The organism is Streptomyces naganishii JCM 4654, from assembly GCF_014650575.1.
GTDB lineage: Bacteria > Actinomycetota > Actinomycetes > Streptomycetales > Streptomycetaceae > Streptomyces > Streptomyces naganishii.
The window spans coordinates 1-21,777 of record NZ_BMVF01000029.1 but is presented as its reverse complement, the minus strand read 5'-3'; the positions used below and the strand labels follow the sequence as shown (position 1 = coordinate 21,777).

Here is a 21,777-nt window from a genome sequence, read left to right as displayed (position 1 = left end):
TCGCCGACCGCCGAGGTGGGGGAAAACACCACATGCGCGCGCTGCGAGTACTGCTGATCGTCGTCGTGATCCTGGGCGTGCTGTTCGTGGTCGTGGACCGGGTCGCGGTGCACTTCGCGGAGGGCCAGGCGGCCGACAAGCTGAAGACCACGGAGAACCTGGCGAGCACGCCCGACGTGTCCATCAAGGGCTTCCCCTTCCTCACCCAGGTCGCGAGCGGCGAGCTGGACGACGTCGAGGTCGGCATCAAGGACTACGAGGCGGCCACCGGCAGGGGCTCGCAGAAGATCCGCATCGACGACCTCCAGGCCGACATGAAGGGCGTGCGGTTCTCCGGCGACTACAGCTCGGCCACGGCGGCCGACGCCACCGGCACCGCGACCATCGCCTACGACGAGCTGCTGAAGGCGGCGAAGTCGGAGCCGACCGACATCGGGTTCGGCTTCAAGGCCCGGGTGGTGGGCCTCTCGGACGGCGGGAACGGCAAGATCAAGGTCACCGTCAGCATCGCCGGGCAGCGGATCCCCGTGCTCAGCTCGGTGTCCGTGACGAACAACAAGGTGCAGGTGCACGCCGACTCGCTGCCGAAGCTCGCGGGCATCTCGCTGCTCGAGAGCCGCATCCGCGCCATCACCGACTTCCAGCAGGCCGTCGACCAGCTGCCCGGCGGCTTCCAGCTGGACTCGGTGCGGGCGGCGAAGAACGGCGTGGAGATCACGGTGAAGGGTTCGAACGTCAGGCTGGCCGGGTAGGACAACCGCCGGTGGACGGTGAACGTCCGTCCGACTGGCGAGACGGTCGCGTCCGTAGCGCGGCTTCGGTGACCCCAGTGAGGGCCCGGCGGCCGTACGGCGGCACCCCGAACCCTCATCGCATCTCATCATCCGGACGATCGTGTCTCGTCATATGACACGCCGGTGACATGTCCGCCTTTTCGTCCCTACGATCGGGCACATGAAGCGACAGGCGGACCTCACGAAGCGGCGGGCAGTGGACCTGTGCCGCGTTGCCGCCATGCTCTGTCGCCCCTTCTGAGCGGGAGCTTCCGCCTCCCGTATCGCCGGCCCCCGCACCCGACCGGGGCCGTCCGCGCGCCGCGCACGCCCCGAAGCGCACCGCCGGCCCGCGCGCCCCCAGCTTTCGCACGCCCCGCCGCAACTGCCCGGAGGAGAATCAGCATGAGCCGCAGCGACGTCCTGGTCGACGCCGACTGGGTCCAGGAGCACCTGGACGACCCGAGCATCGCCATCGTCGAGGTGGACGAGGACACGTCCGCGTACGAGAAGAACCACATCAAGAACGCCATCCGGATCGACTGGACCAAGGACCTCCAGGACCCGGTGCGCCGTGACTTCGTCGACCAGGAGGGCTTCGAGAAGCTCCTGTCGGAGAAGGGCATCTCCAACGACCACACGGTCGTCCTCTACGGCGGCAACAACAACTGGTTCGCCTCCTACGCGTACTGGTACTTCAAGCTGTACGGCCACGAGAACGTCAAGCTCCTCGACGGCGGCCGCAAGAAGTGGGAGCTCGACGCCCGCGAGCTCGTCGACGGCAACGACGTGCCCGAGCGCGCGCGGACCGAGTACAAGGCCAAGCCGCAGGACGCCTCCATCCGCGCCTTCCGCGACGACGTCGTGGCGGCCATCGGCTCGCAGAACCTCGTCGACGTCCGCTCGCCCGACGAGTTCTCCGGCAAGCTGCTCGCCCCGGCCCACCTGCCGCAGGAGCAGTCGCAGCGCCCCGGCCACGTCCCGAGCGCCAAGAACATCCCGTGGTCGAAGAACGCCAACGACGACGGCACCTTCAAGTCCGACGAGGAGCTCAAGGAGCTCTACACGGCCGAGGACGTCGACCTGGCCAAGGACACCATCGCCTACTGCCGCATCGGTGAGCGCTCCGCGCTGACCTGGTTCGTGCTGCACGAGCTGCTCGGCGTGCAGAACGTCAAGAACTACGACGGCTCCTGGACCGAGTACGGCTCCCTGGTGGGCGTGCCGATCGAGCTCGGCGCCGGCAAGTAACAGACCCGACCGACCTATCTGACCTCTGGAGAAGCACATGTGTGGAGCGAAGGCCGGCGGCCCGGACGCCTCGACGATCAAGCCCGGTGAGACGACGATCCAGGGCCAGGTGACCCGTGACGGCGAGCCGGTGACGGGCTACGTCCGCCTGCTGGACTCGACCGGCGAGTTCACCGCGGAGGTCCCCACCTCCGCCACCGGTCAGTTCCGGTTCTACGCCGCCGAGGGCACCTGGACCGTCCGGGCCCTGGTCCCCGGTGGCAGCGCCGACCGCACGGTCGTCGCCCAGCAGGGTGGCCTCGCGGAGGTCGCGATCGCGGTCTGACGGCCCCGCCGTCACGAAGGGCCGCACCCGAGGGTTGGACGCCGGGGTGCGGCCCTTCGGCATGCCGCGGAGCGGCGGGGACCGCCCTACCCTGGACTCATGTACGCCCGCCGTCGTCACGTCTACTTCGCCATGATGGGCACCTGCATCGGGCTGTTCGTGCTGGCCTGGGGCGTGGTGCGCATCTGGTCGGTGCCGGCCGCGGTCGGCATGTGCGTCGTCGCCATGGTGATCCCGCCGGCCGCCGCCATGGTCGCCAACCGGCGCGGTCCCGACGACCGCTGGTGGGACGACCCGTCCGGCGACCGGCAGTCGGACGAGTGGTGGGACGAACTGGACGGCAAGAAACGCCGCTGAGCCGCGACCGGCGACGGCGGCGCGTGCCCGGCGGTCCTCGCCGGCCCCGCCGCGAACTCAGTAGACGAGTGCCTGGGTCTCCTCGCCCAGTGCCTCCTGCACGAACACCTGCGCCCCCGCGATCCGCACTCCCTCGATCACGTCCTTCTCCGTGATGTCGCGGCGGGCGGCGCACTGCGTGCACAGCGTGATGCGGCCGGCCGCGAGGATCGAGTCGATGAGGTCGGGCAGCGGAGCCGCGTGCGGCAGCTCGAACTCGGCCGCCCGGCCCGGCAGCGCGAACCACGAGGACTCCCCGGTCAGCCACAGCGAGACGTCCACCCCGCTGGCCACCGCCACCGCGGCCACCGTGAACGCCTGAGAGCAGCGCTCGGGGGCGTCCGCCCCGGCCGTCACCTTGATCACGAGCTTCTTCGCCATGGCCGAATCGTAATCAACTCCCTTACAACTGCGGGCGGGACCCGTGGGTCTCCTGTGAAGCGCGTTTATGGAGTGATCGCTTCACGTTGTGTGGGGGACGTGTTGGACGTACCGGAAAGACCCGGAGAAGCAGTACCCGAAGAAGCAGTGCCTGAAGGAGCGGTACCCGAAGAAGCAGTGGCACCCGGGCGTCGGCGGCGTCGTACCGTCGGGCTCGTCGCCGGCGCGGCCGTGCTCGGTGTCGTGGCCGGCGTCTGCACGGGCTACGTCATCCAGGCCGGCCGGAAGCCCACCCCGCTGCCGCCGCTGTCCCAGCCGGTCGTACGGCAGGCGAAGGGCGCGCCCGAACCGCTGTCGGCCGCGCAGGACCGGCAGGTGAAGACCGAGGGCGACCTGCGCAAGCTGCTGCTCAAGGCGCCCGGCGGGGCGCGGGACAACCCGCTGGGCGAGGGCCGGGACGGCTGGATGAGCCTCAGCGAGTACGCGGAGACGTTCGACAAGCCGGACGTGGCGTTCCGCGCCCAGCTCCGCAGCCAGTTCCGGCGCGCGGCCGTCACCGCGTGGCGCACCGGCGGCACCCGGCTGGTGGAGGTCCGCCTGGTGCAGTACCGCCAGGAGGAGAGCATGGCCGCCTCGCAGCAGGCGGACAACGGCGAGTACTGGGCCGAGCGGGAACCGGGCAACCACGGCTGGGCGATACCGGGCACGGACGACGGCATGGCGTACGCCGACAGCACGCCGGACCGGAAGTCCGGCTACCTCCCGGTGTACTCGGCCGAGGCGTATGCCTGGCGCGGCGACATCACTGTGGAGATCTTCGCCTACGACACCAGCCCGATCCCCAAGAAGGACATCATGGACCTGGCCGAACGGCAGGTGGGACGGCTGTGAAGGAGCCAGAGCCCCAGCGGGAGCAGGAGCAGGAGCAGAAGCAGGAGCGCGAGCAGCAGGACCTGCGGTCCGCGTCCGCGAAGCCGCGCCGGCGGAGGCGCGTCGGCGTGATCGCCGGGTGCGCCGTCCTGCTCGCCGCCGTCCTCGGCGGCACCGGCTTCACCGTGGTCACCGTGCGCGACGCGGCCCACGACCCGGGCGCGCCCGTCTGGGACGTGCCGGAGAAGGCCAAGGAGCGGCCCTCGGCGCGGCCCGCCGCGACCGGCCTCAAGGGCATGCTGCTGCCGTACGGCACCGGCACCGGCGGCTACGGACCCGGCCCGGACCTGGGCGAGTTCGGCTCCGACGCCGAACTGAGCGGCGCCCGGGCCACCGCGCTGCGCAAGCAGTCGCTGCGGGGCCTGCCGCGCAGCGCGCGCCGGCAGCTGGAGAAGCAGATCGACAAGCAGCACATCAAGGGCATGGCGATGCGCAGCTATCTGAGCGTGCGGGGCGCCGCCGGCCTGGACGACGACCGGGCCTTCACCATGGAGATCGTGCTGTCCCAGCTGGGCAGCCGGCGCACGGCCCGTTCCCTCGCCGGGTACCAGCAGGAGTTCTTCGACGCCCTGAAGGTCCTCCGGCAGGGGCCGAGGATCGAGGGCCACGACAACGCGCGCTGCTTCCTGCCGCCCGCGAACCCCAAGGAGAAGCTCGACCTCATGGTGTGCTCGTCGTACGTGGACGACGTCCAGGTCACCGCCACCGCCTACGCGGTCGGGCCCATCGACAAGAAGGGCGTGGCGAACATGCTCCGCGCGCAGCTCGACCGCATCAAGGAACCCGGGGCGGCGACATGAGCGACCAGCAGCCCCTCGCGCCCTCTCCCGTCCCGCCCCTGCCGCCGTACCAGCCCGTGGTCCCGGACCCGGCCGTTCCTGCGGTCAGGAAGGACCGCCGGGTGCTGCGGGCCGTGCTGCGCTGGGGCGCGGCCGTGCTCGTGTTCGCCGCGGCCGGGGTGTCCACGGCGTACGGCGTCACCCGGACGGACCGGACGGATCTGCCCGGTCTCGCCACCGCCTCCGACGGGCGCTGGGACTATCCGGAGATCGTCCGGCCGCCGCTGCCGTCCGGCCGCCCGGGCCCGTTCGCCGAGGTGAACAGCTCCGGGGCGCACTACGCCGATCTGCGGGCCCTCGTCCTGCCGGCCCCCGCCGGGGCGGTGGAGGACAAGGCGCTGCGCGGCGAGGACGGCTGGCTGGCGACCGGGACCTTCCTCGCGGAGTACGCGAAGAAGGACGAGCGCACGGAGTTCGCGCACCGGCTCGCGGACCACGGTCTGCGGCACGTCGCCGCCCGCGGCTGGACCACCCAGGACGGCACGCACACGCGGATCTACCTGCTGCAGTTCGGCTCCGCGGTCCTCGTGGACGACCTGTTCGAGCACACGGTCGTCCACTACGGGCCGGGCTACACGGTGCGCGGCGCGGGCGCCTCCGAGTACGCCGCCGTCCCCGGCGGCTCCACGTTGGAGGACGTCACCGAGACGGCCTTCGCCGAGTCCAAGCCCTACGGCGCCGAACAGGTGCGCCAGGGCTACCTCTCCGCCGGCGACACCCTCGCCGTCATCATCCAGTCCCGCAAGGGCGCGGCCCCCGCGGTGCCCTTCCACCAGACGATGACCCTCCAGGCCGAACTGCTCGACTGAGCCCGCTCACGCACCTCGGCGCACCTCACGAAGAGGGCCGGGCCCCGGCCGACTAAGCTGGTGCCCGGCCCTGTGTACGCACGTACCGCACCGCACCGCGCTCGACAAGGAGCACCCCGTGGAGATCTTCTTCGAAACCCTGCTGGTCCTGGTCTGCGTCGGCGTCCTCGCCTTCGCCTACCTGACCGTGAAGAAGCTGTACCAGGGCCAGCGCTGACGACCTCCAGGAGTCCCCGCTCATGATCGAGATCCCGTCCGACCTCCACAAGGACCTCGTGCCCCTCGCCTTCCTGCTCGGCGACTGGGCCGGGGCAGGCGTGCACGACTTCCCCGGCGCCGAGAAGTGCAACTTCGGCCAGGAGGTCACCTTCACCCACGACGGCCGGGACTTCCTGGAGTACCACTCCCGCACCTGGGTGCTGGACAACGACGGCAACAAGGTGAAGCCGCTGGAGACCGAGTCCGGCTTCTGGCGGATCGACGCCGGCCGCAAGGTCGAGGTCACCATGACCCGCGACGACGGCGTCATCGAGATCTGGTACGGCGAACTGGCCGACAAGAAGCCCCAGATCGACCTGGTCACCGACGCCGTGGCCCGCACCGCGGCCTCCCGCCCCTACACCGGCGGCAAGCGGCTGTACGGCTACGTCAAGAGCGACCTGATGTGGGTCGGCGAGAAGCAGACCCCCGAGGTCGAGCTGCGTCCCTACATGTCCGCCCACCTGAAGAAGGTCGTCACCCCGGAGGACGTGGAGCGCTGGGCCAAGGCCCTCCCGGACGACCTGCCGGACGACGGCATCGCCTTCTTCAAGTAGGCCGGGCGACTGGTCCTAGACTTTCAGTGTGGTGAGCACCGACTGGAAGACCGACCTGCGGCAGCGCGGCTACCGGCTGACGCCGCAGCGGCAGCTCGTGCTCGAAGCCGTGGACACCCTGGAGCACGCGACCCCCGACGCCATCCTCGGCGAAGTGAGGAAGACGGCGTCGGGGGTCAACATCTCCACGGTGTACCGGACCCTGGAGCTGCTGGAGGAGCTGGGCCTGGTCAGCCACGCCCACCTCGGGCACGGCGCGCCCACCTACCACCTCGCCGACCGGCACCACCATCTGCACCTGGTCTGCCGGGACTGCGAGAACGTCATCGAGGCGGACGTGGAGGTGGCCGCCGACTTCACGGCCAAGCTGCGGCAGCAGTTCGGTTTCGACACCGACATGAAGCACTTCGCGATCTTCGGCCGCTGCCAGGACTGCTCGACGAAGAGCCCGACCACCACGTCGTAGGCTGGCCCGTATGAAGAGCCCCTTGCTGTCCCTGCCCGGCGCCGTCCCCGCCGAGGGCGTGGACGAAGGTGTCGCCGCCCACTACGGCGACCTGTTCCGCGAGCAGCGCGCCCTCGCGGACGGCACCGGAGTCGTCGACCTCTCCCACCGCGGTGTCATCGCCGTCTCCGGCGAGGACCGGCTGAGCTGGCTGCACCTGCTGCTCACCCAGCACGTCAGCGAACTGCCCGCCGGCCAGGCCACCGAGGCGCTGATCCTCTCCGCGCACGGCCACATCGAGCACGCGCTCTACCTGGTCGACGACGGCGAGACGGTGTGGGCCCACGTGGAGCCCGGCACCCAGGAGGCGCTGATCGCCTACCTGGAGTCGATGAAGTTCTTCTACCGGGTCGAGGTCGCCGACCGGACCGGCGACTTCGCCGTCGTGCACCTGCCGGCCGGTTCGATCACGGAGGCGCCCGAGGGGGTCGTCGTACGGGAGACCGCGCACGGCCGGGACCTCTTCCTGCCGCGCGCCGACCTGGAGTCGTACGCGGAGAAGGCCGGGCCGCCCGCAGGGATCCTCGCCCACGAGGCGCTGCGTGTCGAGCAGCACCGCCCGCGCCTCGGCTTCGAGACCGACCACCGCACGATCCCGCACGAGCTGGGCTGGATCGGCACCGCGGTCCACCTCCAGAAGGGCTGCTACCGCGGGCAGGAGACCGTGGCCCGGGTGCACAACCTCGGCAAGCCGCCGCGCCGCCTGGTCTTCCTTCACCTGGACGGCAGCGAGGTGCACCTGCCGGTGCCGGGCACGGAGATCCGTCTCGCCGACGAGGGGCCGGACGGCCGCAAGATCGGCTTCGTGACCACGTCCGTACGGCACTTCGAGCTCGGGCCGGTCGCGCTCGCCCTGGTCAAGCGGAACGTCCCGGTGGACGCGCGGCTGATGGCGGGGGACACGGCGGCGGCCCAGGAGACGGTCGTCGAGCCGTAGGCCGCCGGGCCGGGCCCGGGGACTGCGGGGCCTGGGGCTGCTGGGCCGGGGGCCCGGGTTTCAGATGTCGATCAGTACGGTGAACGGGCCGTCGTTCGTCAGCGACACGCGCATGCGCGCGCCGAAGCGGCCCGTCGCCACCGTCGCGCCCAGCGCCCGCAACTGGGCGACCACCTCGTCCACGAGCGGCTCGGCGACATCGCCGGGGGCGGCCGCGTTCCAGGTGGGGCGGCGGCCCTTGCGGGCGTCGCCGTACAGCGTGAACTGGCTGATGACCAGCAGCGGGGCGCCGATGTCGCTGCACGACCTCTCCTCGTGCAGCATGCGGATCGACCACAGCTTGCGGGCGAGCTGCGCCGCCTTCTCCTTGGTGTCCTCGTGGGTCACCCCCACCAGGACGCACAGCCCCTCGCCCTCGATCGCGCCGACCGTCTCACCGTCCACGACGACGCTCGCGCCGTCCACCCTCTGCACCACTGCACGCATGGCGACCATCATGCCGGTCCCCCGGAAGCGACCGGCGGCCGGTCAGGTTCCGGGTGGCGAAGTCCATATCGTGATTCTTTATGCTCCGTAACCCCCCATCTGGGGCTGATCGGGGGCACTCGGTCACATTCTGGCCACTCGGGGTGGCACGATGCTGTCGTACGCGCCGGTCGAGGGGACGGTTGAGACGCATGAACACATCAGTCGCCGGAGAGGCCCGGATGCCCGGCGCCGCCGGTGTCCTCGGAGCTCTGGAGGGGTGCCGCCCGCCGGTGCAGCGCACCGACAGCCCGCCGCCGCTGACCATCCTGAGCCTGCCCGAGCTGCGCGCCCTGTGCCGGCAGGCGCAGCGCGACGAGGCCGACCTCAGTTACGTACGACGGCTGGTCCAGGGGAGGATCGACATCCTGCGCGCCGAGCTGGCCCGGCGCGGATCGGGTCCCGAGCCGGTCGTGGCCGCCGGCCGGGCGCCCGCCGGCGAACCGGCCTCGGTGGTGGAGCGGCTGGCGGAGATCCTCAAGGACGCCCCCGCGCGGCAGCGCTCCTCCGCCCGCCATGTGACCCTCGGCACACCGTACAGCGAGGAGTACCGGCGGCTGGCCGCGCAGATGCTCGCCGAGGTCGAGCTGTCGGACCTCGGCGCCCGCACCGACCTGGAACTGGGCGCGGCGATGGCCCGGCTGGTGGCCTGCGAGCAGCAGGTGTCCCATCGCCGTCAGGAGCTCCAGCGCACGGCCGACGGCTGCGGGGCGGAGATCGCCCGCAGGTACCGTGAAGGGGAAGCGCAAGTGGACGATCTGCTCGTCTGACGCGGCGGCCACGGCGATCCCGGGCGCGCGTGGGGCAGGCCGCCGCCGTGCTTCCGGTTCCCACCCGTCGTCCCGGAAGGCCACCGCCGATGTCCGAGTCAGCCGCGTCCGTCCTGTCCGCCTCCACCCCGGCGCCGCCCGTCCTCGCCGAGGTGGTGCGCTCCGGGTTCGTGGAGGGGCGGCACCGGGGGAGCCTGGTGCTGCTGGGCGCGGACGGCTCGGTGGAACTGGCGCTGGGAGACGTGACCGCGCCGGTCTTCCCGCGCTCGTCGAACAAGCCGATGCAGGCGGCGGGCGTGCTGCGCGCGGGACTGGACCTGTCGGGGGAGCGGCTGGCGCTCGCCGCGGCCAGCCACTCCGGGGAGGTCTTCCACCGCGACCTGGTGCACAAGATGCTCGGCGAGCACGGTCTGACCCCCGCCCAGCTCCAGTGCCCGCCCGACCTGCCGCTGGACGCCGAGGAGCGCGAGACCTATCTGGCGGCCGGGGCGGTGCGCGACCGCGTGACCATGAACTGCTCCGGCAAGCACACCGCGATGCTCGCGGTCTGCGCGCTGCGCGGGTGGCCGCTGGAGTCGTACCTGGACCCGGAGCATCCGTTGCAGCGGCTGATCCACACGGTGGTGGAGGAGGCGGCGGGGGAGCAGGTCGCGGCGGTCGGCACGGACGGCTGCGGCGCCCCGCTCATGGCGATCAGCCTCACGGGGCTGGCCCGCGCCTACCGCGCCTTCGTCCTCGCCGCGCCCGGCAGCGCCGAACGCCGGGTCGCCGACGCCATGCGCGCCCACCCGGAGTACGTCGCCGGCACGCGCCGCCCCGACACCTGGCTGATGCGCGAGATCCCGGGCGCCCTGTCCAAGATGGGCGCCGAGGCGGTCCAGGCGGTCGCCCTCCCGGACGGCCGCGCCCTCGCCTTCAAGATCGACGACGGCGGCCTCCGCGCCCTGGGCCCGGTCCTCGCCCGCTCCCTGACCCTCCTGGACATCGACTCCCCCGTCCTCCCCCGCATCGCCCACACCCCCCTTTACGGGGGCACCGAGCAGGTGGGCGAGGTACGGGCGACTTTCTGAGCCGAGGGGTCAGCGGGCGAGCTGAGGGCGACCTCCTGAGCCGAGGGCGCGGGGCGACCGGGGCGCTCCCTGGGCCTCGACGGGAGGGCCCGGCTCCCCGAGCCCGGCCGGCAAGCCCCCGGCCCCGGCCCGCCGGCCCGGCCGGCTCCTGGCCCGCGCGGAAGCCCCCGCCGCGGCACGGGACCTCGACGCGCCTGAACCGGGCGATCGGGCCCCGGCGCAAGCACCTGAGCCGGGCGGCCCGGCCCCGGCTGAACCGCCGCGAGGTTGGGTGGGCTCGGCCTCGGCCGAATCGTCGCGAGGCCGGGGGAGCATCGGAGCCGACGCGTGTGGGAGTGCGACCGGGGAGGCCCTGACCTGGCCCTGGGCCCGGGGCGGCCGCCAGACCTCAACTCCCCCCCCGGAGCCAGGCTGTCCGCCCCCACCACGGGCACGGGATGCCCGCCCGATGGGGGCGAGCGCGAGGCCCCGACTCGCCTGAGCCGGGGGCGGCCCGGTCCCGGCTGAACCGCCGCGAGGCCGGCGGATGTGGGAGCCACCGCGTGTGGGAGTGCGACCGGGGCAGACCCCGGCCCGGGCCCTGCGGGACGGCGCCCGGACCAAGCCGCGCTGGGCGTGGGCCGGAGAGTACATCGGCCCCCCGACCCCGGCGGGACGGCGCCCTGCTCCCCGCCCCCGGCGGGACGGCGCCCGGCTTGCCGAGCCCGGCGGGACGGCGCCCGGCTCCCCGCCCCCGGTCGGACGGCGCCCCGCTCCCCGCCCCCGGGGACGGCACCCCGCCCCCAGCCGCGCGCGGGTGCGCAGCTCGGTCGGCTTCTTCGGGGCGTCGGCGGGGCCACTGCCTGTGGCCGCGCGGGTCGAGGGGGCGGGCCGGGTGGGCCCTGGAAAAGGTGGCGACACCCCCGTTGGCGGGTGTTTACCGTCGGGGCATGACTGCTGCCGTACGGTCCCGTTCCCGTGCCGAGATACGTTCCGTCACCGATGCCGAGATCCCCGACTGGATCCGTGCCCTCAACACCGGCTTCCTGCGCGCCCCCACGGTCTCCGAGGCAGAGGTGGCGGACCGCCGTTCACTGTCGATCCCCGACCGCACGCTCGGCGCGTTCGACGCGGGCCGGTGCGTGGCGACGTTCCGCTCCTTCCCACAGGAACTCACCGCCGTCGGTGGCGCCGCCGTCCCCGCCGACGCCATCACCAACGTCAGCGTCACCGCCACCCACCGCCGCCGCGGCCTGCTCAGCGAGATGATGGCCGCGGACCTGGCGGCCGCGAAGGACCGCGGCGACGTCGTCGCCACCCTGATCGCCGCCGAGTACCCGATCTACGGCCGCTACGGCTTCGGCCCCGCCACCCACACCACCGAGTGGGTGATCGACGTACCCCGCGCCGGCCTCGACCGCCGTTACGCGGGCCCGGACGACGGCGGCCGGGTGGACCTCGTCGACGGCGAGGACGTCCGCAAGCTCGGCCCCGAACTGCACGAGCGCCTGCGCCGTCTCCAGCCGGGCGTGGTCGACCGCACCGAGCGCTGGTGGCAGGTCAGCACCGGCGTGGTGCGCAGGGCCGGCACCCCGTGGACCGAGCCCTTCTACGCCGTCCACCGCGGCCCGGACGGCACGGTGGAGGGCCTGGCCGCGTACTCCTGCGACGACACCTGGTCGGACGCCAAGCAGCCGCTGAACACGGTCACGGTGAGGAACCTGATCGCGGTGACCCCGGCCGCCGAGCGCGCCCTGTGGCTGTACCTGTGCTCCATCGACTGGGTCACGAAGGTCAGGAGCGGCTACCGCGCCCCCGACGACCTGCTCCCCCACCTCCTCCCCGACCCCCGCGCGGCCACCCCCCTCACGCACGCGGACTGGCTGTGGGTGCGGATCCTGGACGTCGTACGGGCTCTTGAGGCACGGACGTACGAGGGTTCGGGCGCGCTGGTGCTGGAGGTGGTGGACCCGGCGGGTCTGGCCGGCGGCCGCCGGCGGCTCGAGGCCACGCCCGAGGGGGCGAGCTGCACGCCGACGGCCGAGTCGGCCGACCTGACCCTGGAGGTCGCCCAGTTGGCGGCCCTGTGGCTCGGCGACGAGTCCGCGGTGCGGCTCGCCGCCCTCGGCCGGGTCCAGGAAGAACGAGCGGGCGCCGCCCGAGTGGCCGACGCCCTGCTGCGTACGTCCAGGCGGCCTTGGTGCCCGGACACCTTCTGAGCGCTCCTTCCTGCCGGTGACGGTGACAGGGATGACGCATCCGTAGCTTGGCTGTTCAGTTGTGGCTGTGCGTGACGATCACGATGTTGAGTTGTGGCTGTGCCGCCCGTGGCTGTCCACGGTGCTGTTCAGTTGTGACTGTGCCGTGGTGCCGGATGCCGGCCGCTGTCCTCGTGCGCCGGCGCCGATCGACCGTGCTCCCGGCTCCCCTCCGGAAGGGAGCGCGGTCCGTCGTTTCCCAACCGTCACCCTGGTGGCCAACACTTGGAAAGTTTGACCATGTCGGCCAAGTTGGCCGCCAACTTCACTCTTCTTATCTCCGCTTGGAAGCGTCTCATAACCACCTTTCCGGGAACTGCCCAAAGATGGCGGGAAGTTGTACCGTTTGGCCGTGGACGGGGAACACGCCACCGCCAGTGGGCGGACGGGGCCCCAGCGGTCACACCGCGAGGTCGCCGACGAACTGCGGCACCGGATCAGGACCGGCCGACTGCGGCCGGGCGAGCGCATGCCCACGCAGGCCAGGCTGGCCGACGAGTTCGGCGTGGAGCGCGGCGCCGTACGCCGGGCCCTGCGCATCCTCCAGTCGGAGCACCTGCTCACCAACATGTCCAAGGGCAGCCCCGCGATCGTCGCGCCCGACCCGGCTCGGGCCCTGACCGGCCCGGCCGCGCCGCCGCTGCCCACCACGGTCGCCCTCGCGCCCCGTATCGCCGCCGCCTTCGCCGCCTCCCACGTCGAGATCGACGCCCTGTGCCTGACCTCGATCTCGCTGACCCTCGCCATCGGCGAACCGCTGCGCCAGATCCACGCCGGACGGCTGAAACCGGCCAAGGTCGACGTCCGGGTGCTGCTGCCGTCCCGGGACATCGACCTCGCCTTCCCCACCCCGGTGGACGCCACCGCCGCCGCCCCGCTGCAACGGCGCTGGCTGGCCCAGCGCAACGCCCAGGGCCAGGTGCTCCGGCACAATCTGCTGGCCCTGCGCTCCACCCACGGCATCGACGTGCGCGTGACCTTCCGCGCCCTGCCCTTCACCCCACCGGTCAAGCTGTACCTGCTCAACGGCGCGGAGGCGCTCTACGCCTACTACACGCTGCGCCGGCGCAAGGAGGAGATCGACCACGAGCCCCTCGAGCTCTACGACGCCGAGGGCACCCAGTCGGTGCTGTTCGCCTTCGGGCAGGGCGCCGGGGCGCGCGACACGACGTTCGTCGAGCAGTCCCACCTGTGGTTCAACGCACTGTGGGAGACGATCAGTTCGGAGCTGACGCTCACGAGCTGATGCCCGCGAGCCGACGCTCGGAACCGACGTCTCCCACGTGGACGGACGGGTCGTGGCCTCAGAGGGCCGGCCCGGCCAGGAGCATGGCCAGGACCACGGCTCCCACCGAGCTGATGGTCGGGTTCCTGGCCTTGAGGCCGATGGTGAGCAGCAGCAGGCCGACGAATCCCGCCGCGCCGTACTTCCACTGCACGAGTTGCTCGAAGCCGACGACGAAGACTGCGGACAGAATGGCGAGCACAGGCACGGCGATCTCCCCCTTCGGGCTTTCCTGGCGGTCTGGCTGGAGTGGGGGGTTGCGTGAGGCAAAACTTCCGCCAACTCAACCAAGTTGGCAACCAACTCTGATGTGGTTGTCCCCACTTGGCAGCTACCCATAAACAAGTTTCAAACAACTCCCGCCAGATGGATCAAAGTTGTAGCGTTTGGTCGTGACTCAGGAGAACGTGGCCGTGAACGGCAGCAGAAGAAGCTCGCCGCAGGAGATCGCCGACACCCTGCGCGAGCGGATCCGCGCCGGCGAGCTCAGGCCCGGCGACCGCCTGCCCACCCAGGCCGAGCTCGCCGAGGAGTTCGGCGTCGAGCGCGGCACCGTGCGTCAGGCCCTGCGGCTCCTCCAGGACGACGGCCTGCTCAGGAACGTGGGCAAGGGCAGCCCCCCGAGGATCGCCACCCCCGCCACGGCCGGCTCGGAGCCCCAGACGACCATGGTGGGCCTCGCGCCCCGGCTGGTGGAGGCCTTCGAGGCCCGCCAGGTCCGCATCGACGCCGCCTGCCTGACCGCCGAGACGCTGATGATCGCCCTCGGTGAGCCCGTCCGGCTGATCCACGAGGGCCGGCTGCGCCCCGAGTCGATCGACGTACGCCTGCTGCTGCCCTCGCGCGACATCGACCTCGCCTTCCCGGTCTCGGTCGACCACGACAGCGACGACGACCCGGTCCACCGGCGCTGGCTCGACCAGCGCAACGCCCAGGGCCACGTACTGCGCCACAACCTCAACGCCCTGCGCGCCACCCACGGCATCGACGTCCGCGTGGCCTTCCGCGCCCTGCCCTTCACCCCGCCGGTCAAGCTCTACCTGCTCAACGGCGCGGAGGCGCTCATGGCGTACTACATGATCACCCGCCGCGAGGAGCCGGCCGACAACGGAACCCTCGACATGTACGACGTCCTGGGCACCGAGTCCCTCCTCTTCTCCTTCGAGAAGGCGACCGGGGAGCGGGACGCCGCGTTCGTGGCGGAATCCCAGAAGTGGTTCGACGCCCTCTGGGAAACCATCACGACGGATCTGACACTCTCCTAGTGACTTCTGATACGACGCAGACTGAAGCGGTGACAGCCGAGACCGAGAACGACACCGAGAACCTGCGGGAACCGATCACCCGCGCCCAAGTGATCCTCTGGGACTTCGACGGCCCCATCTGCCGCCTGTTCGCGGGGCATTCGGCGGAGCGGGTGGCGAGGGAGCTGGTCGACTGGCTGGGCGGCCGCGGCCTGCACGGACTGCTCACCGAGGGCGAGCGCGGCGCCGTTGATCCGCACGTCGTGCTGCGCGCCGTCGACCGCAGGCATCCCGGCAGCGACCTGCTCGCGGAACTGGAGGAGCGGCTCACGCAGGAGGAGCTGCGGGCCGTGACCACCGCCTGGCCCACCGCCTACGCCGACCCGCTGATCCGCACGTGGAAGGCGCTGGGCACCCGCCTGGCCGTCGTCACCAACAACTCGCCCCGGACGGTGCAGGCATACCTGGAGAGCCGCACGCTGCTTCCCTGCTTCGCCCCGCACATATACGGCCGCACACAGGAGTTGCACCGCCTCAAGCCGGACCCGCACTTCCTCAACCGCGCGCTCAACGCCATGGGCGCCGCGCCGGAGACGGCCCTGATGATCGGCGACACGCCTTCGGACTTCGCCGCCGCCCGCGAGGCCGAGGTGCCCTTCCTCGGCTATGCGCGCAACGAGCGCAAGGCCAAGCTGCTGCGCGAGGCCGGCGCCACACTGGTCGTGGAGTCGCTGGAGCCGGTGCTGCGGACCGTCCGCGATCAGGCCTGAGTCATCAGCAGCGTCAGCGCCACGGCGGCGCCGACCGCCAGACCGCTGTGCCGCGCTCGCACACCGACCGCGAGCGCGCACAGCAGCACCACACCGACCCAGCCGAGCTTTTCCTGCGTCAGGGTGCCCAGCAGCAGCCCCAGGCCCTCTCTGATCGCCGCGTTCACGAGCATGCCCACCCACCTCCCGTCCACTTGCCCCTGGACCCGTCAACACCCCTGCCAATTGGACTGGTTGTCGTAAATTGGTTCTCCCCGGTCTGGTTGATCCCTTAACCGGCCGGTCAGGTTGGACTGTCGGCTTGACCGAAACCGGTTTGACGGCGGGCGTGTGGAGGTACGGTCGCCGTGTGAGCGAGCAGTACGGCGAGGAGGCGGGCGGCCGTGAGTTCCAGCGTGTCGCCGACGAGTTGCGCGCCCGGATGACCGACGGCACGTACCCACTCCGCGGCTTCCTGCCCGCACAGCGCGACCTCGCCAAGGAACTCGGCGTCTCACGCGACACGGTGCAGCGCGCGCTGCGCGACCTGCAGCGCGAGGGCTGGATCGAATCGCGGCAGGGCAGCGGGTCGCGGGTGCTCAGGACGCAGCGCATCCACTCACCGGCGGGCGGCCGCGTCCTCGGCCGGCCGGTGACTCTGGGGCCCCTCATCGGAAGCGCCTTCGAGAAGCCCGAAGTGGCCCTGGACGTCTACACGTTGACCTCCGAATCGCTCGACGCCCACATCCGGCTCCAGGCCGAGCGCATCCAGGCAGGGGAGATCGCGCCGCGGCACATCGGGGTGCGGATGCTGCTGCCCTCGGACTCGGTTCCGTATCCCTACGGGCGGTCCACGGACGGACGGTACGACGACGTCCTGCGCGAGCGAGTCCTGGGCGTCACCCGCCGCCATGTCACCTCGCTGCGCTCCACGCTGCGGGACCTGCTCACCTTGGGACTGGTGCCCTCGGTCGACGTGCGGATCCGGTACACCCCCCTGATGCCGGCGTTCAAGCTCTACCTGATCAACAAGAATGAGGCGTTGCACGGTTTCTACGAGGTCTACGAGCGCTTGGTGGATCTGGACGACGGTACCGAGATCGAGGCGGTGGACGTCGTCGGCCTGGGCGCCACGCTCACGCACCATGTGAAGAGCGATGACGCGCAAGCGCAGGGAACCGTGTTCGTCGAGACCACGCAGAAGTGGTTCGACTCAGTCTGGGACTTCCTGGCCGAGGAGTGAACCGGACTTCGGGAGAACGGGGAGGAGTGTTCCGGCCGCTTCGATGAGGGGGTCGTAGGAGGAGACGACGGCATTCGCGCCGCCTTCCCGCATGTCCCGCGCGCATACCGGGTCCTGCGTATAGCCGAGAAAACACGTTCCCGCTGATCGGGCCGCCTTCAGATCCGTGACTTTGTCGCCGATGAGAAGGCATTGCGAGGCGGGGAGCGAAAGGCGTCCGAGGGCACGCAGGACGCAGTCCGCATCAGGCTTCATGCGCCGTGCGTCCCGTGGGTCGCGGCCGAATACGCCGGCGAAGTCGTCCTCGATTCCGTGCTTTCTCAAGTATGCGCGGATCGGGGCTTCGGCGTTGTTGCTGACCACGGCCAGCCGCATTCCGAGCGACCGCAGCGACGTGACCAGGCCGTCGAGCCGCGGTGCCGGCCGGGCCGTCCGTACCGCCCTCGACTCCTGCCGAGCCACGATGCGTTCGGCCACGACGAGCGGTCGCCGGCCGCGTGGCCGGGCAGCGGGGGTGTCGTACATGTCGCGCAGTCGCTGAAGGATGTCGTGCGAGTCGTCGCAGGCCTCGGCCTCCTGGGCGAGCGGTCCCCAGTGCCGGCGGGCCCGTCGCTTGATCCGCGCCGCCACGCCCGCCGTGGACGTGCCCGCGAAGAGGTCGCAGACGGGCCCGTCGAAGTCGAGCAGCACCGCTCGGGTGGACGCCAGCAGTCCGGCCAGGCAGCCGGAATCCCCGGTCGGGTCAGCCGTGGGCGGCCTGGTCGGGTCAGCCGAGGGTGGCCTGGTCGCGGTCATCGCGACAGTGTGTCCCAGTGACCTGTCCCGCCGCCAGCCGCCCGTCTCGGCGGGGAATGCCGTTTCTGCGGGATTTCGGCCGTCCGTCCGCGTCATCCGAACGCGCGCCGGTTCCCCCTGTCCGGCGATTCCGTTACCACTGAATGGCCCAATCCTCCACCGCGGCCCGACCTCCACGGAGTAACGTGCGTCTCCCCTTCAACTATCGGCTCAACCGGAACGGGCGCGACGCGACGAATGACACCCCACGCGGTCTCCGGAGCACGTCGGCGGGCCGACGAAATGAGCGGCGACGCGTCCGTCGTCAAGGGCCCGCTCGCGGGGGGATACCACCACGAGACGTACGTCTTCCCGCTGCCGGACGGGTCGCGCGAGGTCAAGTGCCGGGAGCCGCGCGAGGAGATCCTGTGGTTCGACCGCAGGTGCTTCCTGTCGGAGGAGGAACTGATCAGGGCGCTGCGGGGGCGTGTCTCCCGGGTGCCCGAGATCGTGGACGTGGCGGGCATCGGGCTCCAGACGTTCATCGAGGGATGGACGCTCAACGCTTACTCGCCTTCGGGGGTGCGCGTGCCGGAGCCACTGTTCGGGCAAATCGCCGACCTGTTCCCGGAGCTTATGCGGATCACGCCCGATCAGTTGGGCGTCGAGCGGCGCTGCGCAGACCGGGACCGGCCCGACAATGGTGACAGCGACGGTTTCCTGGAGCGTCTTATCGCCTTCATGGAAATCCAGGTCTACGAGAGAAACCGCGAGGATTTCGAGGCCCTTTTCCACGAGCTCGGCGTCGGGGCCGATGCGTTCAACAGGTTGCGCAAGTGCGTTCTGGGGTTGAAGGAACGTCCCTTCTGCCTGCTGCACGCGGATCTGCACCGCGAGAACTTCATTGTCGATCCGCATGGTCAACTGTGGACCATCGACTGGGAGTTGGCCATGTTCGGCGACCCCCTCTACGACCTGGCGACCCATCTTTACCTGATGCGGTATCCGCGGGATCAGCGGAAGGCCATGGTCGCGGAGTGGTGCGCGGCGGCCGGGGAATCCCGCCGCAACCTTTCGTACGGATGGGCGGACGACCTGCCGCGCATTCTCGACTTCAAGCGGGCGCAGTCGGTCTTCACCGACGTGATCCGCGTGTCCCTGTCCCTGCGCCAGGACGGCGTCTTCGGCTGGCAGGCGCTTCCGGCCGCCGCGGTGAAGATCGAGAAGGTGCTCACCGCCGCGGCCGAGCCGCTCGGGATCGAGGAGGTGCCCGGCCGCCAGGACATCATGACGGCACTGGCCCGGGACCTGCCCTCTCCTTGACCGCGCTTCGGACTACTCCTGCTGCTCCTGGATCTCCATCACGTGCGCGATCACGCAGCTGACGTTGTCGGGGCCGCCGGAGGCGTTGGCCAGGGCGACCAGTTCGCGTACGGCCTGTTCGGGGTCGGCGGTCCCGGCGAGGACCCGGTGGATCTCCGCGACCGCAACGGCGGCGGGCAGGCCGTCGGAGCAGAGGAGGTACCGGTCGCCCGGCCGGGCCTCGTGCAGGCGCAGGTCGGGGACGCCGTCGCCGCCCGGCCCCAGCGCCCGCAGCAGCAGCGACCGCTGGGGGTGCGAGGCAGCCTCCTCCGGGCTGATGCGCCCCTCGTCGACCATCGCCTGCACCACGGTGTGGTCGTGCGTGATCTGGAACAGCTCTCCCTCGCGCAGGAGATGGACGCGGGAGTCGCCGATGTGCACGAGGGCCGGCCCGGCCCCGGTCCAGAGCATCGCGGTGAGGGTCGTACCGGCCTCGTCGTCGGTGCCCCCGGGCGGGACGTCGTCCGCGGTGACGCCGTGCACGGCGGACCTGGCCCGTTCGACGGCGTCCTGAAGGACGTTGAGGAGGTCGCCCGCCGGGATGCCGTCGGTCTCCAGGTGCTTGAGCGCGTCGACGGCGGCGGCGCTCGCGGAGGCCCCCCGGCTCCCGTACCCGTCGGCGACGGCGAGGAGACGGGAGCCGGCGTAGGCGGTGTCCTGGTTGCTGCCGCGGACGAGGCCCCTGTCGGAGAGGGCGGCGTACCGGATTCCGAGCGGCTTGACGGCTGCGGACATGGCAGGGTCCTTCCAGGTCAGATGGTCTATGAGGAAGGCGGCCAGGTCCCGCCGCGCGGCGGTGTCGGCTTCGACCCGGCCCCAGAACGCGCGGACCTCACGGGCCGCCGCGCCCGGCTCCAGCGAGCAGACGTGCCGGATACGGGCCAGCGGCATCCCCAGCCGCCGGAGCCAGGCGACCAGACGGGCCTGGTCGAGCTGTTCCGGGGCGTAGAGGCGATAGCCGGTCACCGGGTCCACGCGAGCGGGGATCAGCAGGCCGAGGTCGCCGTACAGGCGCAACGCCTTCGGTGACAGCCGGGACGCCTTGGCGAACGCCCCGATGGTCAACAGCCCCATACCCGCCCCTCCTCACACCGGGCCCATCACCCGGCCCCACCGATGCTGCGGGCTCCCCCAAGGTGAAGGTCAACGGGCGAGGAGCGGTCCCGCCGCGTCCGCCGTCACCGAATCCCCTCCTCGCGCTCGGCGGCTAACTCGTCGAGGAGTTGGAACAGAACCCTGATCACTCGCATCCGAGCGTCAGCCCGGCCACGGCAGCACCGTGAGCTCCGGCCACTCGTCCCTCCAGCGCGCCGCCTTGGCCTCATAGACCTCCCGGGGGGCAAGGACCGGGTTCGGCCGGACCACGAGGTTGAACACGTCGGAGAGCCCGTGGGGCGCGTAGACGCGCCATCCGCCGTCGGGGTCCAGGCGGACCCCCAGACAGCACGTCGTCGCGGCGAACGAGTCGATCGCGGCCTCGGTGGATTCGTGAGGTGGGCAGGGCACGCCGAACTTCTGCTCGTACCAGAGGTGCACGCGGGCTTCGTTGCGGATCTCCACCTCGGCCGGTAGCCCGGCGAACACCTCCTTCCCTGCCTTGATCACGGCGTCCTCCGCCTCCCAGGACAGGTCGGTGCCGTCGAAGTAGAAGACGTCGTAGTCCTTGATGCCGTTGGTCGGGGGCCTGCCGGTGACCACGTTCCACACCGTCTGGAACAGGCAGCCCGCTGTCACGTACCAGCCGGGCAGTTCCAACGTCGCCGCCCTGGTCATCACGTCGGCCAGGACCTCGTTCCGGGAGAGAACGGACCGCAAGCCATCGAGCTGCTCAACGAGCGGGAGCCGACCGAACATCCGTACTCCCTATCACGAACCACCGCTCCCGCAAGGCGCGTTGCCGCGAGCAGGCGTCCCAGCCCGCCAGGCGAGCGGGGTCAGGAACGCGCGGCCCGGAACGCGAGGTACCGGCTGAAGGCCTCGTGGCTGTCGGGGGTGAAGCGCCACTCCAGCAGGGCCGACCGCAGCTCCGGCTCGGTCAGCCAGCCATGCCAGGCGATCTCGTCAGGGTCGGCGACCACGGCGTCCGGCACCACGGCTTCGTGCAAGCCGAGCCAGTGAGGGCTCAGCCCGCTGCGGTTGAGGAAGGCGAACAGCAAGCGCGGCAGCACACGTACGCCCAGTTCTTCGGCCAGCTCCCGCGCGGCGGCCTGTTCGTAGGACTCACCGACGTGCACGGCGCCACCGGCCACGACCTCATGGAGCCCGGGGAAGCGCGACAGCTGCTTCGACCGCCGGTGGACGAGGATCCGCCCACGCTCGTCACGGCATACCGTGACGGCGACCCGGTGCAGCCAGCCCTCCCGGACGGCCCGCCGGCGGCCGACCACCACCCCCAGCGCACGATCTTGGTCGTCGACCCGCTCCACCAGTTCGTCCACGACGGACACCCTGGCAGGGCCCACCGACAACACCGCTTCCCGGCGACTCGCGGACTGGACTGTCCTGTCTCAGCTAAGTCCGGGCACCTTGGGCCCTCCACCTGGGGCGCCCGGAGAAC

27 protein-coding genes are annotated in these 21,777 nt (G+C 71.2%); 19 read left to right on the top strand and 8 right to left on the bottom strand.

Annotated features, from left to right (window positions below; translation table 11 throughout):
- Positions 1–32: 32 nt before the first annotated feature.
- The 5 genes from IE217_RS32655 (at position 33) to IE217_RS32640 (ending at position 2,706) form a co-directional block, all read left to right on the top strand.
- The gene (locus tag IE217_RS32655; RefSeq protein ID WP_190181565.1) at positions 33–752 is read left to right on the top strand and encodes an LmeA family phospholipid-binding protein; all 720 of its coding nucleotides are present in this window, start codon (positions 33–35) and stop codon (positions 750–752) included.
- A 202-nt stretch (positions 753–954) separates the two neighbouring features.
- A complete protein-coding gene (locus tag IE217_RS35495) occupies positions 955–1,035 on the top strand; it encodes an Ms5788A family Cys-rich leader peptide (RefSeq protein ID WP_350751515.1) in 81 nt (26 codons plus the stop codon).
- A gap of 143 nt (positions 1,036–1,178) precedes the next feature.
- Positions 1,179–2,024 carry a sulfurtransferase gene (locus IE217_RS32650; RefSeq protein WP_190181564.1) on the top strand — a complete coding sequence of 282 codons (846 nt, stop codon included), beginning with the start codon at positions 1,179–1,181 and terminating at the stop codon, positions 2,022–2,024.
- A 37-nt stretch (positions 2,025–2,061) separates the two neighbouring features.
- On the top strand, positions 2,062–2,349 hold the full coding sequence (locus tag IE217_RS32645; RefSeq protein ID WP_006139129.1) for a DUF1416 domain-containing protein: 288 nt from the start codon (positions 2,062–2,064) through the stop codon (positions 2,347–2,349).
- A 99-nt stretch (positions 2,350–2,448) separates the two neighbouring features.
- On the top strand, positions 2,449–2,706 hold the full coding sequence (locus tag IE217_RS32640; RefSeq protein ID WP_190181563.1) for a DUF3099 domain-containing protein: 258 nt from the start codon (positions 2,449–2,451) through the stop codon (positions 2,704–2,706).
- A gap of 57 nt (positions 2,707–2,763) precedes the next feature.
- On the opposite strand, the gene IE217_RS32635 is transcribed toward IE217_RS32640, so the two are convergent.
- The gene (locus tag IE217_RS32635; protein ID WP_190181562.1) at positions 2,764–3,126 is read right to left on the bottom strand and encodes a DsrE family protein; all 363 of its coding nucleotides are present in this window, start codon (positions 3,124–3,126) and stop codon (positions 2,764–2,766) included.
- A 177-nt stretch (positions 3,127–3,303) separates the two neighbouring features.
- Here IE217_RS32635 and IE217_RS32630 point away from each other — a divergent pair, with 177 nt between their 5' ends.
- The 6 genes from IE217_RS32630 to ygfZ all read left to right on the top strand — a co-directional run bounded on the left by IE217_RS32630 (position 3,304) and on the right by ygfZ (position 7,961).
- Positions 3,304–4,017 carry a hypothetical protein gene (locus IE217_RS32630; protein WP_308432797.1) on the top strand — a complete coding sequence of 238 codons (714 nt, stop codon included), beginning with the start codon at positions 3,304–3,306 and terminating at the stop codon, positions 4,015–4,017.
- Entirely contained in the window at positions 4,014–4,856 is an 843-nt protein-coding gene (locus IE217_RS32625) for a hypothetical protein (protein ID WP_229865806.1), read from the top strand. Before IE217_RS32630 ends, IE217_RS32625 begins: the two co-directional genes overlap by 4 nt.
- Positions 4,853–5,704 (top strand): hypothetical protein, encoded by an 852-nt coding sequence (locus tag IE217_RS32620; protein ID WP_190181560.1) that lies wholly within the window; start codon positions 4,853–4,855, stop codon positions 5,702–5,704. Before IE217_RS32625 ends, IE217_RS32620 begins: the two co-directional genes overlap by 4 nt.
- Before the next feature lie 239 nt (positions 5,705–5,943).
- Positions 5,944–6,519: a heme-binding beta-barrel domain-containing protein gene (locus tag IE217_RS32615; protein ID WP_190181559.1), complete on the top strand. Its 576-nt coding sequence runs from the start codon at positions 5,944–5,946 to the stop codon at positions 6,517–6,519.
- Between the two features lie 28 nt (positions 6,520–6,547).
- Positions 6,548–6,985 (top strand): Fur family transcriptional regulator, encoded by a 438-nt coding sequence (locus IE217_RS32610; RefSeq protein ID WP_190181558.1) that lies wholly within the window; start codon positions 6,548–6,550, stop codon positions 6,983–6,985.
- A 10-nt stretch (positions 6,986–6,995) separates the two neighbouring features.
- Positions 6,996–7,961: a CAF17-like 4Fe-4S cluster assembly/insertion protein YgfZ gene (gene ygfZ, locus IE217_RS32605; protein WP_190181557.1), complete on the top strand. Its 966-nt coding sequence runs from the start codon at positions 6,996–6,998 to the stop codon at positions 7,959–7,961.
- A gap of 60 nt (positions 7,962–8,021) precedes the next feature.
- Here the strand turns inward: ygfZ and dtd are convergent, their stop codons facing one another.
- Complete coding sequence (gene dtd, locus IE217_RS32600) at positions 8,022–8,447, bottom strand: D-aminoacyl-tRNA deacylase (protein ID WP_190181556.1); 426 nt, start codon at positions 8,445–8,447, stop codon at positions 8,022–8,024.
- Positions 8,448–8,638: 191 nt separating this feature from the next.
- Between dtd and IE217_RS32595 the strand changes: the two genes are divergently transcribed.
- The 4 genes from IE217_RS32595 (at position 8,639) to IE217_RS32580 (ending at position 13,809) form a co-directional block, all read left to right on the top strand.
- Entirely contained in the window at positions 8,639–9,256 is a 618-nt protein-coding gene (locus IE217_RS32595; RefSeq protein ID WP_190181555.1) for an RsiG family protein, read from the top strand.
- An 89-nt stretch (positions 9,257–9,345) separates the two neighbouring features.
- On the top strand, positions 9,346–10,326 hold the full coding sequence (locus tag IE217_RS32590; protein WP_190181554.1) for an asparaginase: 981 nt from the start codon (positions 9,346–9,348) through the stop codon (positions 10,324–10,326).
- Between the two features lie 929 nt (positions 10,327–11,255).
- Complete coding sequence (locus IE217_RS32585) at positions 11,256–12,524, top strand: GNAT family N-acetyltransferase (protein WP_190181553.1); 1,269 nt, start codon at positions 11,256–11,258, stop codon at positions 12,522–12,524.
- A gap of 391 nt (positions 12,525–12,915) precedes the next feature.
- Positions 12,916–13,809, top strand: coding sequence for a winged helix-turn-helix domain-containing protein (locus tag IE217_RS32580; protein WP_373298183.1), 894 nt, complete (start codon positions 12,916–12,918; stop codon positions 13,807–13,809).
- Positions 13,810–13,867: 58 nt separating this feature from the next.
- Here IE217_RS32580 and IE217_RS32575 read toward each other — a convergent pair whose 3' ends face one another.
- The gene (locus IE217_RS32575; protein WP_190181551.1) at positions 13,868–14,056 is read right to left on the bottom strand and encodes a hypothetical protein; all 189 of its coding nucleotides are present in this window, start codon (positions 14,054–14,056) and stop codon (positions 13,868–13,870) included.
- Positions 14,057–14,234: 178 nt separating this feature from the next.
- Between IE217_RS32575 and IE217_RS32570 the strand changes: the two genes are divergently transcribed.
- Together IE217_RS32570 and IE217_RS32565 are read left to right on the top strand one after the other, a co-directional pair.
- Positions 14,235–15,113, top strand: a complete 879-nt coding sequence (locus IE217_RS32570) for a GntR family transcriptional regulator (RefSeq protein WP_190181550.1) — start codon at positions 14,235–14,237, stop codon at positions 15,111–15,113.
- Between the two features lie 29 nt (positions 15,114–15,142).
- On the top strand, positions 15,143–15,862 hold the full coding sequence (locus IE217_RS32565) for an HAD family hydrolase (protein WP_229865803.1): 720 nt from the start codon (positions 15,143–15,145) through the stop codon (positions 15,860–15,862).
- On the opposite strand, the gene IE217_RS32560 is transcribed toward IE217_RS32565, so the two are convergent.
- Positions 15,853–16,035 carry a hypothetical protein gene (locus IE217_RS32560; RefSeq protein WP_190181548.1) on the bottom strand — a complete coding sequence of 61 codons (183 nt, stop codon included), beginning with the start codon at positions 16,033–16,035 and terminating at the stop codon, positions 15,853–15,855. The two genes, IE217_RS32565 and IE217_RS32560, sit on opposite strands and share 10 nt — an antisense overlap.
- Positions 16,036–16,211: 176 nt before the next feature.
- On the opposite strand from IE217_RS32560, the gene IE217_RS32555 reads away from it, so the two are divergent.
- Complete coding sequence (locus tag IE217_RS32555; protein WP_190181547.1) at positions 16,212–17,084, top strand: winged helix-turn-helix domain-containing protein; 873 nt, start codon at positions 16,212–16,214, stop codon at positions 17,082–17,084.
- Here IE217_RS32555 and IE217_RS32550 read toward each other — a convergent pair.
- Positions 17,055–17,879, bottom strand: a complete 825-nt coding sequence (locus IE217_RS32550) for an HAD family hydrolase (protein ID WP_190181546.1) — start codon at positions 17,877–17,879, stop codon at positions 17,055–17,057. The genes IE217_RS32555 and IE217_RS32550 overlap by 30 nt on opposite strands.
- Before the next feature lie 282 nt (positions 17,880–18,161).
- Between IE217_RS32550 and IE217_RS32545 the strand changes: the two genes are divergently transcribed.
- Entirely contained in the window at positions 18,162–19,181 is a 1,020-nt protein-coding gene (locus IE217_RS32545) for an aminoglycoside phosphotransferase family protein (protein WP_229865802.1), read from the top strand.
- Positions 19,182–19,193: 12 nt separating this feature from the next.
- Here IE217_RS32545 and IE217_RS32540 read toward each other — a convergent pair whose 3' ends face one another.
- From IE217_RS32540 to IE217_RS32530, 3 genes are all read right to left on the bottom strand, one after another.
- Positions 19,194–20,294: a MerR family transcriptional regulator gene (locus IE217_RS32540; RefSeq protein ID WP_190181544.1), complete on the bottom strand. Its 1,101-nt coding sequence runs from the start codon at positions 20,292–20,294 to the stop codon at positions 19,194–19,196.
- A 183-nt stretch (positions 20,295–20,477) separates the two neighbouring features.
- Positions 20,478–21,074 (bottom strand): nucleotidyltransferase family protein, encoded by a 597-nt coding sequence (locus IE217_RS32535; protein WP_190181543.1) that lies wholly within the window; start codon positions 21,072–21,074, stop codon positions 20,478–20,480.
- 80 nt (positions 21,075–21,154) lie between these two features.
- Positions 21,155–21,667, bottom strand: coding sequence for an NUDIX domain-containing protein (locus tag IE217_RS32530; protein ID WP_190181542.1), 513 nt, complete (start codon positions 21,665–21,667; stop codon positions 21,155–21,157).
- Positions 21,668–21,777 lie beyond the last annotated feature (110 nt).